This is a genomic window from Roseateles sp. GW835-FHT13E02, from assembly GCF_058794035.1.
The window spans coordinates 52,439-66,256 of the sequence record NZ_JBXAGJ010000002.1 but is presented as its reverse complement, the minus strand read 5'-3'; the positions used below and the strand labels follow the sequence as shown (position 1 = coordinate 66,256).

Below are 13,818 nucleotides of genomic sequence, written 5' to 3'. Positions count from 1 at the left end.
GTCGCCGCCGGCCTGCTTCAGTGCTTGGCGCCGCTGTCCAGCACGACTTGAGGGTTGAAGTCGTAGCGGCGCAGGCGCGGGTTGTGCACCTTGCTGAAGCGGCGGAAATCCAGCTCGCGCAGGTCGGGGCGGGCCAGGAAGCGCTGCGCTGCAGCGCGGTCGAAGCGCATGAACAGGGGGCGCTCCAGGCTCAGGCCTTCGTCGATGAAATCGCGGCCCTGGTGCAGATCGTGCAGCATCACCAGGGCGAAGGCGCCGGTCAGGAAATGGCCGCCGACCAAGGCCGAGAGGCGGCCGTCGATCAGGGCCTGCATGGCCTCGTCCGAGGTGTTGATGGCGGCGAACAGCAGATCACGGCCGGGCTTGAGGCCCAGGCTTTCAGCCGCGTCCATGGCGCCGAAGGCCATCAGATCGCTGCCGGCCCAGACCAGCTGCGGCGTCGGCCCGCGTTGCAGCAGGCCGCGCATGCGATCGCGCGCCTGATCACGGCGCCAATCGGCAAAGGTCTGCGCGGCCAGGTCCACCTGCGGATGCTCGGCCAGGGCCTGGCGCAGGCCCAGGTTGCGCTGGATGGAGCTGGGTGTGGAGCGGTCCCCGGCGATGGAGACCAGATGCAAGCGCCCGTCCGCACCCCGCATCCGACGGGCCAGTCCTTGCTCCAGCAGGGCTTTGGCACTCAGGTAGCCGGCATCCTGGGCGCGCGGCTCCAGGCTGCCCAGCAGCAGGGGCAGGCCGCGGCGCGGGCTGTAGCGGGCCTGCTCCTGCGGCAGCAGGCCCGAGAAGGCCGCAAAACTCTTGATGCCCGCTGCCGCCAGGTTCTGGGCGCAGGGCACCAGCACGCCCTTGTCATTGCTGAGGATCACATAGTCCGGGCGCAGGCCGGCGGGGCGCTGGGCCAGTTCCTGGCTCAGGGCCAGGGTGCGCTCAGGGTCGCGTCCGGCGTACAGCACTTCGAGCTTGAGCCCCAGGCTGCCCGCCGCGGCCTCCATGGCCTGGCTGGCGCTGCGCCAGAAGGCCTCGTCGGCATGGCCGGGGTTGATGAAGACGATGCTCTGCGCCTGCAGCGGCGCGGCCAGCAGGAGCAGCCCCAGGGCAGCGAGCACCGGCGGGGCCGAGCGCAGGGCGCGGAGGACGGCGTGGCGCAAGCAACGCAAGAGGCGGGACATGTCGGGGCCGTTGTGCGCCTGGCGGCGCAAGCGAAACAAGTCGCCATTGTCGGCTTGTTTTCAGCCCCGTCGAGCTCCCTCGGAACCGGGGATTCCCGGCCCGGCGCTCAGTCCAGCCGCAGGCCCTCGGCGTCGAACCAATGCAGGCGGCGCGCGTCGAAGCCGAAATGCAGGGCCTCGCCCGTCTGCAAGGTGGGCTGACCGGGCAGCACGGCGCACAAGGCTTGATCGCCGCAACGCAGCCAGACCAGGTGCTGGCCGCCCAGCGGCTCGATCAGCTCGACCCGGCCTTCGAAAGGCTGGCCCGCGCCCAGCATCACGTCCTCGGGCCGAACGCCCAGGGTCAGCGCGCCGGCGGGCGCCGAGGCCGGGCCGGCCAGTTGCAGCACACCGGACTGGAACTGGCCGCTGGCGTTCAGCTGCCCGGCGATGCGGTTGATGGTGGGCGAGCCGACGAAGCTGGCCACGCGCAAGGTGCGCGGCCGCTCGTAGACCTCGGCCGGGGTTCCGATCTGCTGGATCGCACCCTCGTGCATCACGACGATGCGGGTGGCCAGGGTCATGGCCTCCACCTGGTCGTGGGTCACGTAAATCATGGTGTTGCCCAGGCGCGCATGCAGCTGCTTGAGCTCGCGGCGCAGCTCGGTGCGGAGCTTGGCGTCGAGGTTGGAGAGCGGCTCGTCCAGCAGCAGCACACCGGCCTCGCGCACCACGGCGCGGCCGATGGCCACGCGCTGGCGCTGGCCGCCGGAGAGCTGGGCCGGGCGGCGCTGCAGCAGCGACTCTAGTTGCAGCATGGCGGCGGCGCGCTTCACCCGGGCTTCGATCTCGGCCTTGGGCAGGCCGGCCATTTTGAGCGGGAAGGCCAGGTTGTCATGCACGCTCATATGCGGGTAGAGCGCATAACTCTGAAACACCATGCCCACGCCGCGGGCGCTGGGCTCGGCCTGGCTCATGTCCTGCTCGCCGATCAGGATGCGGCCGCCGCTGATGGGGTTGAGGCCGGCAATGCTGTGCAGCAGGGTCGATTTGCCGCAGCCCGAAGGGCCCAGCAGAACCAGGAACTCGCCGGACTGGACGTCCAGGTCGAGATGGCGGATGACTTCATGGCCGCCGAAGCGGATGTTGAGGCCTTGGATGCAAACGCGGCTCAAAACGAGACCCTTTCGATGCGAAGGTGGGGGCGTGGTGCGGCGGCGCCGGGAATGAGGCGGGCGATGCGATGTGAGCTCGGGCGCGCGGGGGCTGGGCGCAAGGGCTGCAGGCGGTACAGCGCGGCTGGGGCGTAGTCGCGATGCACGCGTTCCAGCAGCTCCAGGATGCGCGCCTCGTCCACCTCCGGCTCGGGGCCACTTGACGCTTGCTGCGCCAGGCGCTGCGGCAGCACGGCCAGGAAGTCGCAGGGGCTGGCCATGCTGCGCAGGTCGCCGGGCAGCACCGTGGGTGCGTCCACGCCCAGGGCTTGCAGCACATCGCCGGGGTAGCCGCGGCCGAACAGCGGGTCCAGCCACCAGCGGTTGCGCAGTCCGTCCTGGCGCAGGGCGGCGGCGAGGTCGGCCGGGAGATGGCTGGCCGGGCGTATGGCTTGCAGGCTCAGCACGATGCCGACTCGGGCTCCTGGTGCTGCGCTGCGCAGGGCGCGCAGCGCCTCACCATGGCTGACCAGCCGGTGGTGAGCGATTTGCAGCTCGGTGTGCAATGCGCGCGCCAGGGTTTGCGGATGCACGGTCGTCAGAGCCGGGTTTTCGTGGGTGATCCAGTGCCCCACCCGGTCACCGAGCTGCTCTCCCATCAGCCGGGCAAAGTCAGCAAAGGCACCGATGGTCGAACGCTTCATCCAGCCGCCCTGCGCCTGCAGCGCCGGGGGCAGCTCGCCCTGGTGCAGCGTCACCCAGGGCTGCTGGCCCTGAGCCAGCAAGGCGTCCACCTGGCGCGAGACTTGGCCCAGGGCGTCGGCATCGGGCCGGGCACCCATGCCCTTGGGGAAAATGCGGGCCCAGTCGATGGCGAGATGGCAAGCCGGCGCCTCCGGCGCTGAGCCCGGGCCGGCCGCGCCCAAGGCTGTGGCGCCACTCCGGTGGTCGGGCCAGAGCGATGCGTTTTGGGCGAGATGCCGGCTGACCTGCATGGCTCAGTCCTCTTTGTAGATGCGCACCCAGTCGACCCGCATCTCGGCCGGGAAGGGCGTGCTGGCATCGGGGTTGCCGGGCCAGTCGCCGCCGACGGCGAGATTGAGGATGACGAAGAAGGCGCGTTCGAACACCCAGGGCGCACCCGCGGGCAGGCCGGCCGGTGTGAGGCGATGGAATTCGACCCCGTCGACCAGCCAGATCAGCTCTTGCGGACGCTTGATCAGGGTGAAGACATGAAAGTCCTGGGATATCGGCTGGGTGGCGCTGTACTTCTTGCCGATGCCCTGGGCGCCGGAGTAACCGGGACCATGGACGGTGCCGTAGACGTTGTTGGGCTCCTTGCCGATGTTCTCCAGTACATCGATTTCGCCGGCGGCGGGCCAGGGCAGCTTGTCCTCACCCAGGGTCCAGAAGGCCGGCCAGATGCCGGGGCCGCCGGGAATCTTGATGCGCGCTTCCAGCTTGCCGTAGCTGAAGCTGACCTTGCCGTCGCTGCGCAGGCGGCCCGAGCTGTACTCGCAAGGCTTGTCGTTCCAGCAAGGGCCGGCGTTGGCTTGCTTCTCGGCTCGCAGCAGCAGGTTGCCCTGGCCGTCGAGTGCCGCATTGCGGGCCGCCTGGGTGTAGTACTGCAGTTCGTGATTGCCCCAGCCATTGGCTTCCTTGTTGCCGAGGTCGTAGTTCCAGTGCTTGGCATCGGGCAGGGTGCCGGCTGCGCCTTCGAATTCATCGGACCAGACCAGGGTCCAGCGATTGGATGGCGCAGGGGCAGGGGCTGGCGATGGAGCCGGGGCCGGGGCCGGGGCCGGAGCAGGTGTCGGAGAAGGCGCGGCCGTCGCGCCGCCGCCGCCGCAGGCGACCATCAGCGAGGCAAGGGCGGCCATCAGCGGCCGGGTGGGGTGCAGGACAGGGTGCTTCATCGCGGCCGCCGCTCAGCCCTGGGCGCGCCACTGGCGCAGCAGGTCTTGGTACCAGAGCGCGCTGGCCTTGAGCGTGCGCGCCTGTGTTTCGTAGTCGACATGGACGATGCCGAAGCGCTTGGAGTAGCCAAAGCCCCATTCGAAGTTGTCCATCAGGCTCCACACCATATAACCGTCCACCCGCACGCCACGGCGGCGGGCCTCGGCGGTGGCGGCGATGTGGGTGCGCAGGTAGTCGAGCCGGTCCAGGTCGTGCACATGGCCGTCGACCACGGTCTGGTCGGGGAAAGCGCCGCCGTTTTCGGTGATGTAGAGCGGCGGCATGTCGGGGTAGTCGGCGTGCATGCGGCAGAGGATGTCGGTCAGGCCCTCGGGGTAGACCTCCCAGTCCATGTCCGAGGCGGGCAGGCCGTGTTCGCGGGCGCTCCAGGGCTTGCCGTCGGCATTGACCACGTAGCGGGTGTAGTAGTTGATGCCCAGGTGGTCCATGGGCGCGCGCATGGCAGCCATGTCGCCGGCCTCGATTTTGGGGGCAGCGGCGCCCAGGTCGGCCAGGGCTTCGGCCGGGTACTCGCCCTTGAACAGCGGGTCGCTGTACCAGCGGCGGCTTTTCGCATCGGCCAGGCGGGCGGCGGCGATGTCGGCTGGGTGGGCAGTGGCAGGCACGCTGGGGCCCATGTTCAGCACGATGCCGAGGTTCTTGCAGCCGCCCTCGGCGCGCATGGCTTGCATGGCCAGGCCGTGGCTGAGCAGCAGGTGGTGCGAAACCTGGGCCGCCAGCGCGCGGTCGCGCAGGCCCGGCGCGTGCACGCCGGTGTCATGGCCCAGGGTGGCGGTGCACCAGGGTTCGTTGTGGGTGGACAGGGCGTAGAGCCGGTCGCCCAGATGCTTCTGTACATGGCGGGCGTAGTCGACGAAGCGGTGCACCGTGTCGCGTGCGGCCCAGCCGCCTTGCTGGTCTTGCAGGGCTTGCGGCAGGTCCCAGTGGTAGAGCGTGGCCACCGGCTTGATGCCGCGCGCCAGCAGGCCGTCGACCAGGCGCTCGTAAAAGCCCAGGCCGGCAGCGTTCCACTCGCCCCGGCCCGTGGGCTGGATGCGCGGCCAGGCCAGCGAGAAGCGGTAGCAGTTGACGCCCAGCGAGGCGATCAGGTCCAGGTCCTGCTCCAGGCGATCGAAATGCTCGCAGGCGATGTCGCCATTGCTGCCGTCGGAGATGGCGCCGGGCTGGCGGCAGAAGCGGTCCCAGATCGATTCGCCGCGGCCGTCGACATGGGTCGCGCCTTCGATCTGAAAGCTGCTGGTGGCCACGCCGAACAGGAAGTCGGCCGGGAAGCTGGCGGGAACGTCAGCCGAGGAGTCAGCCGAAGAAGGGGGGGTGTGAGTTGCAGCGGACATTATTTGACGGCGCCAGCGGTCAGACCGGCGATCAGTTGGCGGGATGAAATGACGAAGAGGACGATCAGGGGCAGGGTCGCAATGGCCGAACCGGCCATGATGGCGCCCCACTCGGTGTTGACGGTGGCCTGCAAGCTGCGCAGGGCCAGGGGCAGGGTGTAGCTCTCGGCCTGGCGCAGCACCACCAGCGGGGCCATGAAGTTGTTCCAGGAGGCGATGAAGGTGATCAGGCCCAGGGTGCCCAGGGCCGGGCGCAGCAGGGGCAGGGCGATGCGCCAGTAGATGCCGAACTCGCTGCAGCCATCCATGCGCGCGGCCTTGAGCAGCTCCATGGGCACCGAGGCGGCCGCGAACTGCCGCACCAGGTAGATGCCGAAGGCGCCGGCCGCGCCGGGGATGTAGAGCGCGCGGTGGGTGTCCAGCCAACCCAGGGCATCCATGACCATGAAGTTGGGAATCATGGTCATGAAGGGCGGCACCAGCAGGGTGCCCATGACGAGCAGGAACAGCGGCTGCTTGAAGCGGAACTCCAGCATGGCAAAGGCATAGCCGGCCATGGAGCAGAACAGCAGGGTGAGAACCGTGGACATCAGCGCCACATACAAGCTCCAGCCCAGATTGCGCCAGAAAGGCAGGCGGGTGGTCAGGGTCTGCAGATTGCGGGCCAGTTCGCCGTCGAACCACAGCGGCGGCGGCACATTGAAGATGGCCGCGTTCGATTGAGTGGCGAACACGAACATGAAATAGAAGGGCGCCAGCATCAGCAGGGCACCGCCACCGACCAGTAGATAGGCGGCCCCACGTGAGAGGGTTTTTGTCGACAGGCGGCTCATGGCTTGCGATCCTTGAAAGCGCGGTTGGTCAGCCAGGTCATGGTGGCCAGCAGGGCGAATAGCAGCCAGGAGATGGCGTTGGCGGCGCCGAAGTCGCTGAAGTCAAAGGCCAGGCGGTAGACGTAGATGGCCACCGTCATGGCGGCCTGGTCGGGGCCGCCGCGGCCGTTGGTGAGGATGAAGGGCTCCTCGAACAGCTGCATGCCACCGATGATGCTCAGGGTTATTCCAAACAGCATCATGGGCTTGAGCGCCGGCAGGGTGATGTAGCGGAAGCAGGACCAGGAGCCCGCGCCGTCCAGCTTGGCGGCTTGATACAGCTCGCGCGGAATGGTCTGCAGGGCGGCCAGGTAGAGCACCAGGTTGAAGCCCAGATAGCGCCAGAACACCACCATGGCCACGGCCGGCTTGAGGGTCTGCGGCTGCCACAGCCAGTTGATCGCCTCCATGCCAAAGGCCCACTTGAGCATGGCGTTGATCAGGCCGTAGTCGGTGGACAGCAGGGAGGTGAACATCATGGCGATGGCCACCGTCGAGGTGATGTAGGGCAGGAAGTAGGCGGCCGCGACGCTGTGGCCGTGGCGCCCGAAAGCGCGGTTGATGAAGACGGCCAGCGGCAGGGCCACCAGATGCTGGGGCAGGCCCGAGAACACGGCCAGCCAGAGCGTGTTGCCCAGGGCTTTCCAGAACCAGGCATCACCCAGCACAAAGATGAAGTTCTCCAGGCCGGTGAAGCGCATGGCCTCCAGCCCGGCCGTGGGTTCCCAGCTCTGGAAGGCCATCCACAGCGAGAACAGCAGAGGGAACAGGCCGAAGATCGAGAACAGCGCCAGGAAGGGGCTGAGCAGCAGATAGGGCACCCAGGCGCGGGGCAGGCGAAATGACGGACTCGTCTTGTTCATCATCATCGTGTGGCTCTGTGAACCAGCAAGGCCTGTGCATCGGCCAGAGCCTTGGGAATGGACTTGCCGTAGATCAGCACGTTGTCGAGCTCGCCATTGACCACCTCCTCGGCGAACTTGTTCTGCCGGTGCAGGGGGCGGGCGGGGATGCGGCGGGCCGCCTCGCGCCAGAGCTGGCGCGCCCGTTGGCCGCCGAGGAAATCGACCGGTTCGTCGAAGAAGGGGTCGTCCTGAGCGCTGAGCAGGGCGGGGAAGGCGTCCTGGTTCTTGAAGGCGCTGAGCTGCAGCTCGCGGCTCAGGGTCAGGTGCTGGATCAGCGACCAGGCCAGGGCTTTGCGGGCAGGGTCGGAGCGGCGCGGGATGGCGTAGTAGCTGCCGCCCCAGCCGCCGAAGCTGCCGCCGGGCAGCTGCGCTGCGCGCCACAGGCCATGGGTGTTGGGCGCCACCGATCTGGCCATCTGGCTGGCCATCCAGGCACCCGAGAGCTCGGTCGCCAGCTTGCCGCGGCGCAGGTGTTCGCTCCAGTCATTGCGCCAGGTGTCGACGATGGCGTCCAGACCCAGGCGCCGCACTTTTTGCGCCAGCTCGAAGGCGCGCTGGAACAGCGGGCTGCTGATGCTGGGCCGGCCCTGAGCATCGAAGTAAATGCTCTGGCCGGCCGGCGTGCTGGAGAACAGCACGATGTCCTTCAGATAGCGCGCATGGGCCAGCAGGTAGGCGCCGGTGCGGGCCTTGATCTGCACGCCGGCCTGCACGTAGGCCTCCCAGCTTTCGCTCAGGTCCTTCAGGCCCAGGCCGGCGCGCTCCAGCACATCGGCGCGGTAGAACATCGAGCCCGGGCCGATGTCGGCGGGAATTGCCACCACCGCGCCTTCACGGTTGCGCGCTTGCTCGAAGGCAAAGGGCACAAAACGTTCGCGCAGGCCTTCGGCCAGATAGGGCGGGCCGGACAAGTCCTGCAGGCCGGCGCCCAGCGAGAAGCGGCCCATGTACATGGTCTCCAGCGCGATCACATCGGGCAGATGGCTGGCGCTGGCCGAAGACAGGGCCGTGGTCATGGCCGTGTGGTGGTCGTCGTACTGGCGGCTGATCACCTCGACCTGCACGCCGCCATGCGCCTGGCTCCAGGCGGGCAGGGCCTGCTTGATGACCTGGTCCAGCAGCGGGAAGGCCGCGACCACCAGCTGCTGGCGCTGTTGCTGCTGCTGCGCGCCCTGGGCCGGCACCTGGCCGGCCAGCGGCGCCAGCGCTGCGGCCGCCAGCAACTGGCGCCGACGCGTGTCGGGTGACTTGTCTCGTGTCATTGCTTTTTGTTTGTTGACGCTTTGAAAGCGCTTTCACAATTCTGTGCCGGCCGGCCCGGCGCACCAAGCCGCGTAAACCCTAGTGGGACAAGCGCGGGGGGCGCGGCGTGGCCGCGGCTGGGGCGGCCTACACTGTCCAGCCCCCGTGGAAAGGACCGTCTGTGCAAGCCAAACCCGCAGCCAAGAAAGCGCCGTCAAGCCGAGCGGAGGGCGTGGTCACGCTCGAGCAGGTGGCGGCCCGGGCCGGGGTCTCGCCCAGCACGGTCTCGCGCATCCTCAATGGCACGGCCACGGTCAGCGAGCTCAAGCGGGCAGCGGTGGACGAGGCCATCCGCACCCTCGGTTTCCGCCCCAACCCGGTGGCGCGCGGCCTGGCCGGCGGGCGCACCATGAGCATCGGCGTGGTCACGCAGCGCATCAGCAGCCCGTTTTACGGCGAGGCGCTCAGCGGCATCGAGGTGGAGCTGGAGTCGGCCGGCTATGTGCCGCTGTTCGTCAGCGGCAACTGGAACGAGGCCGATGAGCGCAAGGCCATCGAGACCTTGCTGTCGCGCCGCGTGGACGGCGTCATTGTGCTGGCCGGCCGCCTGGACAACCGCGAGCTGGAGGCCTTGTCCGACAGCGTGCCCATGGTGGTCGTGGGGCGGCAGGTGGCGGGCGAGCGCCTGTTCAGCTTCAGCTTCGACAACCGCGCCGGCGCGCGCCTGGCCACCGAGCATCTGATCTCCCTGGGCCACCGCCGCATTGCGCTCTTGCTCGGCGATCTGATCCACGACGATGCCATCGATCGTCAGAACGGCTACTTCGATGCGCTGGCGGCGGCCGGCATTCCGGTCGAGCAGGAACTGATTGTGCAGAGCGATTACACCGAGGCCGGCGGCATGCTGTCGGTCAGCCGCCTGATGGAGCGCGATGTGGCCTTCAGCGCCATCTTCAGCTCCAACGACCAGATGGCTTACGGCGCCATCCTGGGCCTGGCGCGGCGTAATCTGCGTGTGCCAGACGATGTCTCCATCGTCGGCTTCGACGACCTGATCATGTCGCGTTACACCATGCCGCCGCTCAGCACGGTGCGCCATTCCGTCTATGAAACCGGCGCCCAGGCGGCCGGTGCCATGCTCAGCCTTTTGCGCGGCGAGCGCCCGGCGGTGCAGCTGGCGGCGCCGGAGCTGGTGCTGCGCGAATCGGTGCGCCGGGCCATCCGCTGAGCCGGAGGCGTGCCTGCGGCGGACTGGGCGCGTGACTTTGCACTGAAACCGATTGCAGGCCGGTCAAGCTAGGGATTGGCGTTGCGAGGAGCGAGCAACCTAGGGTGTTGCCTAATTTGAAAGCGCTTGCAAATGCGCGATTCTTGACGGCAATGAAAGCGCTTTCAAGCGTTTCATTGGGCAGACCTTCAAAAAAAACCCGGAGACAAGTTCATGAGAAATCCTCGACCCGTCACTCGTTTGTCCCGTTCGGCAAGCGCGGTGGGCTTGCTGGTGGCCAGCCTTGGCGCCCAGGCCCAGCAGGCCACGCCGCCCGCCGATACCAACAAGGCTCAGCTCGATGCCGTCGTCGTGACGGGTATTCGCCAGAGTCTGGAGACCTCCCTCAACCTGAAGCGCAATGCGCGCGGTCTGGTCGACGGTATCGTGGCCGAAGACATCGGCAAGTTCCCGGACACCAATCTGGCGGAGTCCATGCAGCGGATTTCGGGTGTGTCCATCGACCGCAGCAACGGCGAAGGCTCCAAGGTCACCGTGCGCGGGGTCGGCCCTGATTTCAACCTGGTGCTGCTCAATGGCCGCCAGATGCCGGCCTCCAGCATCGGTTCGACCTTTGCCTCCAATTCCCGCTCTTTCGACTTTGCCAACCTGGCGTCGGAAGGCGTGGCCGCCCTGGAGGTTTACAAGACCAGCCGGGCCGAGAGCCCCACGGGCGGCATCGGCGCCACCATCAACATCAAGACCGCCCGCCCGCTGGACAACAAGCAGCGCCTGGCCAGTGTCGGTGTGAAGCTGGTCAGCGACGACTCGAACAAGCGTCTGCCCGACAGCCTCAGTGGCAGCCAGCTGACGCCTGAGGTTTCGGGCATTTACAGCGACGTGTCGGCCGATGGTCGCTTCGGTATTGCCCTCGTCGGCAGCATCCAGAAGCGCAATGGCGGCTACAACCAGGCCGCAGTGGACGCCGGCTGGCGCACCTTCAAGGGCGATGAGCAGAACTGGGGCACCATTCCGCTGCCGGGTCAGCCGGGTGCCGACAAGATCACCAACCGCCCCAAGCCGACTGATCTGTATGTGGTGCCGCAGGAACTGCGTTACAGCCTGAACGCGTTTGAGCGCACCCGCACCAACGGCCAGCTCGTGCTGCAATTCCGCCCGGTCCAGGATGTGACCGCCACGGTGGACCACACCTACTCGGAAAACAAGATTCACTCCAAGCGCAGCGAGCTGTCGGCCTGGTTCAATTTCGGCCCGTCCTCGTCGTCCTGGACCAATGGCCCCATCGCTGCACCGCTGACGTACACCGAAACCTACCCCGCCAACGGCCCCGCCGATGTGGCGATGGCCGGCAGCATTTTCGGCACCAAGAACAAGAACCAGTCCACCGGTGTGAACCTGGCTTGGAAGGCCAGCCAAGCGCTGAGCCTTGAATTTGATGCCCATCACTCCACCGCCACCTCGGGCGCCGACAGCCCCTTCGGCAGCAACTCGACCCTGGGCGTGTCGATGTACAACCGTGCCAGCGCCTCGGCCGACTTCTCGCAAAAGTTTCCAGTGCTGAGCATCGGTCTGGCCGGCGATCCCGCCGCCAGCCCCAGCCTGCTGCAAGTGACGGGTTCGTCCTTCCGCAACAGCTATATGCGCAATCAGATCGACCAGGCGCAGTTCAAGGGCAAGTATGTGCTGTCCGAGAGCTCCGGTCTGGATTTCGGCGTGGGCATGACCAAGGTCAAGAACCGCACCGCCTTTGCCAATGTCCAGCAGGACGACTGGGGTGGCCACAACAAGCCCAGTGACTATCCGGATACCCTCTGGCAAGCCGCGCAACTGCAAAGTTATTTCGGCCATTCGCTCGGCAGCAATGGCAGCAATCTGTTCAACAACTTCTACCTCTGGGACTTCAATGCCGTGCGTGCCGCGGCCATCAAGGCCGATGGCAGCGACAAGTGGTTCGTGCCTTCGTACAACTTCACCGACGATCGCCGCACCCAAGAGAAATCCAGCAGCGCCTTCATCCAGTACGGCAAGGATTGGGAGTGGGGCGTGCCCATGAACGCCACGATCGGTCTGCGCTACGAGCGCACCGAGGTCAATTCCCAGGCCCTGGTGCCCAAGGTGACCGGCATCAATTGGGTGTCGGCCAACGAGTTCGCCCTGGTCAAGGGGGCGGCCGATTTCACCGCGCTTTCCGGCAAGTACAACTATTTGCTGCCCAGCATCGACTGGGAGGCTGAGCTCAGCGACAAGGTCAAGATTCGCGCCAGCTATGGCGAGACCATCGGCCGACCGGACTGGGGGGCAATCCAGGGTGGCATCACCTTGTCGGACTTCCGTGTCAACGGGGGTTCAGGCAGCCAGGGCAATCCGAGCCTGAAGCCGCTGCTGTCCAAGAATTTCGACTTCTCGGCTGAGTACTACTACGCCAAATCGAGCTATGCCTCGCTGTCGTTGTTCCGTAAGAACATCAGCAACTTCATTGGCACCAGCAGCTCTCAAGCCACACCGGCAGGCCTGACTTCACCGATCGGCGGGGCGTTGTACAACGAAGCGGTCAGCAAGAATTGCCCGACCAAGGACGCTGCCTGCATCCGCAACTACATCCTCAACACCTACAACGGCAGCAAGGGCGTGGTGCGCACCGGCTTTGACGGCAATGGCAACCCGCTGGGTACCATCGCCGGCCAGGTGGGTGATCCGCAGGCCAGCTTCACCATCACCGCGCCGACCAACCAGCGCAGCGACTCCATCAAGGGCATGGAGTTCAACATCCAGCACGCTTTTGGCAAGTCGGGTTTTGGCCTGGCCGCCAACTACACCTGGGTGCGTTCGGGCCTGAAATACGACAACCTCAACCTGAAGGAGCAGAACGCACTGCTGGGACTGAGCAACTCGTCCAATTTGGTGGGTTTCTACGAGGACGACAAGTACAGCGCCCGCGTGGCCTACAACTGGCGTGGCGAGTTCCTGAGCAGCACCAGCGCCGATGTGTTCGGCAGTGCAGGTCCGGCTTATACCGAGGCCTACGGTCAATGGGACCTCAGCTTGGGCTATAAGTTCAACAAGAAGCTCAGCTTCAACTTCGAAGCCCTGAACCTGAACGACGGCACCCAGCGCGTTCACGGGCGTGCCAAGGAGGAGACGCTGTACTTCACCCAGACCGGACGCCGCTACATGCTGGCCGCCCGCTACGCCTTCTGACCGACGGAGTGCTCCTCATGCGCCCAGTTCTGCTCGACAACGTCAACCATGCCGATCTGCGTCTGCAAACGCGGCTCGATGCCAGCTGGGGTGACGCCGCCAACGCCGTGCCCACGGTGCCGGCGGAGTTCCGGCAGATCCAGGCGCATTTCCCCATCGTCTTCCAGGAAAGCGGCGCCAATGCCGCGGCTCGTTTCCAGCCCGTGGCTTTGCTGGGCTTGTTCGAGCCGCACAACCGCTTTCTCGGCCCGCAGGGCTGGCGCGTCGGGCACCTGCCCTGGGCGCTGGAGCGCCAGCCTTTTCTGGTCGGACGCGATGGGGAGGAATGGGTGGTTCATGTGGACCTGGACAGTCCACGCCTGAGCCGTGAGGCCGGGGAGCCCCTGTTCCTGCCGCAGGGCGGGCAGTCGGTCGTGCTCGAGCGCCGGCTGTCCGTGCTGCAGGCCTTGCACCAGGGCATGCTGGAACTGCCTGATTTCATCGACGCCTTGCTGCGCCACCGCCTGCTGGAGCCGATGAATCTGGATGTCGAGCAGCCCGACGGACAGCTGCGCCGCATGTCCGGCTATTTCGTGATCGATGAAGACCGCTTGGCCGGCCTGTCCGGTGCGGCCGTGGCCGAGCTGCATGAGGCCGGCCACTGGCTGCCCATCGCCATGGCCCTGGCTTCGCTGTCCCACCTGCCGGCCTTGATCCTGGCCGAGCAGGCGCAGGGCGTGCGGCTCCATGCTTGAAATCCAGGTGCCTGCCCCCGGGCAGGTGC

General features: G+C 66.8%; 11 protein-coding genes. 3 read left to right on the top strand and 8 right to left on the bottom strand.

The annotated features are described in order from the left end of the window. Positions 1-17 precede the first annotated feature (17 nt). From AC1Q6P_RS02065 to AC1Q6P_RS02030, 8 genes are all read right to left on the bottom strand, one after another. The gene (locus AC1Q6P_RS02065) at positions 18-1,205 is read right to left on the bottom strand and encodes an ABC transporter substrate-binding protein (RefSeq protein WP_492662822.1); all 1,188 of its coding nucleotides are present in this window, start codon (positions 1,203-1,205) and stop codon (positions 18-20) included. A gap of 68 nt (positions 1,206-1,273) precedes the next feature. Next, positions 1,274-2,320, bottom strand: a complete 1,047-nt coding sequence (locus AC1Q6P_RS02060) for an ABC transporter ATP-binding protein (RefSeq protein WP_492662821.1) — start codon at positions 2,318-2,320, stop codon at positions 1,274-1,276. Next, a complete protein-coding gene (locus AC1Q6P_RS02055; RefSeq protein WP_492662820.1) occupies positions 2,317-3,294 on the bottom strand; it encodes a family 1 glycosylhydrolase in 978 nt (325 codons plus the stop codon). The genes AC1Q6P_RS02060 and AC1Q6P_RS02055 overlap by 4 nt, the downstream gene beginning before the upstream one ends. A 3-nt stretch (positions 3,295-3,297) precedes the next feature. Then, complete coding sequence (locus AC1Q6P_RS02050) at positions 3,298-4,215, bottom strand: glycoside hydrolase family 16 protein (protein WP_492662819.1); 918 nt, start codon at positions 4,213-4,215, stop codon at positions 3,298-3,300. Between the two features lie 12 nt (positions 4,216-4,227). Next, entirely contained in the window at positions 4,228-5,610 is a 1,383-nt protein-coding gene (locus AC1Q6P_RS02045) for a GH1 family beta-glucosidase (protein WP_492662818.1), read from the bottom strand. Further along, entirely contained in the window at positions 5,610-6,443 is an 834-nt protein-coding gene (locus AC1Q6P_RS02040) for a carbohydrate ABC transporter permease (RefSeq protein WP_492662817.1), read from the bottom strand. The genes AC1Q6P_RS02045 and AC1Q6P_RS02040 overlap by 1 nt, the downstream gene beginning before the upstream one ends. After that, positions 6,440-7,351 (bottom strand): carbohydrate ABC transporter permease, encoded by a 912-nt coding sequence (locus tag AC1Q6P_RS02035; RefSeq protein ID WP_492703033.1) that lies wholly within the window; start codon positions 7,349-7,351, stop codon positions 6,440-6,442. The genes AC1Q6P_RS02040 and AC1Q6P_RS02035 overlap by 4 nt, the downstream gene beginning before the upstream one ends. Next, positions 7,348-8,649 carry an extracellular solute-binding protein gene (locus AC1Q6P_RS02030; RefSeq protein ID WP_492662815.1) on the bottom strand — a complete coding sequence of 434 codons (1,302 nt, stop codon included), beginning with the start codon at positions 8,647-8,649 and terminating at the stop codon, positions 7,348-7,350. The genes AC1Q6P_RS02035 and AC1Q6P_RS02030 overlap by 4 nt, the downstream gene beginning before the upstream one ends. Positions 8,650-8,810: 161 nt before the next feature. On the opposite strand from AC1Q6P_RS02030, the gene AC1Q6P_RS02025 reads away from it, so the two are divergent. The 3 genes from AC1Q6P_RS02025 (at position 8,811) to AC1Q6P_RS02015 (ending at position 13,789) form a co-directional block, all read left to right on the top strand. Next, positions 8,811-9,857, top strand: coding sequence for a LacI family DNA-binding transcriptional regulator (locus AC1Q6P_RS02025; RefSeq protein ID WP_285805929.1), 1,047 nt, complete (start codon positions 8,811-8,813; stop codon positions 9,855-9,857). A gap of 213 nt (positions 9,858-10,070) precedes the next feature. Further along, a complete protein-coding gene (locus AC1Q6P_RS02020) occupies positions 10,071-13,055 on the top strand; it encodes a TonB-dependent receptor (RefSeq protein WP_492662814.1) in 2,985 nt (994 codons plus the stop codon). Positions 13,056-13,072: 17 nt separating this feature from the next. Beyond that, positions 13,073-13,789, top strand: coding sequence for a SapC family protein (locus AC1Q6P_RS02015; RefSeq protein ID WP_492662813.1), 717 nt, complete (start codon positions 13,073-13,075; stop codon positions 13,787-13,789). Positions 13,790-13,818: the final 29 nt, after the last annotated feature.

What these genes read in the sequence shown, in the direction of transcription:
- AC1Q6P_RS02055 (WP_492662820.1), bottom strand. Translation starts at nt 3,294, where the DNA reads ATGCAGGTCAGCCGGCATCTCGCCCAAAACGCATCGCTCTGGCCCGAC.
- AC1Q6P_RS02050 (WP_492662819.1), bottom strand. Translation starts at nt 4,215, where the DNA reads ATGAAGCACCCTGTCCTGCACCCCACCCGGCCGCTGATGGCCGCCCTT.
- AC1Q6P_RS02045 (WP_492662818.1), bottom strand. Translation starts at nt 5,610, where the DNA reads ATGTCCGCTGCAACTCACACCCCCCCTTCTTCGGCTGACTCCTCGGCT.
- AC1Q6P_RS02040 (WP_492662817.1), bottom strand. Translation starts at nt 6,443, where the DNA reads ATGAGCCGCCTGTCGACAAAAACCCTCTCACGTGGGGCCGCCTATCTA.
- AC1Q6P_RS02035 (WP_492703033.1), bottom strand. Translation starts at nt 7,351, where the DNA reads ATGATGATGAACAAGACGAGTCCGTCATTTCGCCTGCCCCGCGCCTGG.
- AC1Q6P_RS02030 (WP_492662815.1), bottom strand. Translation starts at nt 8,649, where the DNA reads ATGACACGAGACAAGTCACCCGACACGCGTCGGCGCCAGTTGCTGGCG.
- AC1Q6P_RS02020 (WP_492662814.1), top strand. Translation starts at nt 10,071, where the DNA reads ATGAGAAATCCTCGACCCGTCACTCGTTTGTCCCGTTCGGCAAGCGCG.
- AC1Q6P_RS02015 (WP_492662813.1), top strand. Translation starts at nt 13,073, where the DNA reads ATGCGCCCAGTTCTGCTCGACAACGTCAACCATGCCGATCTGCGTCTG.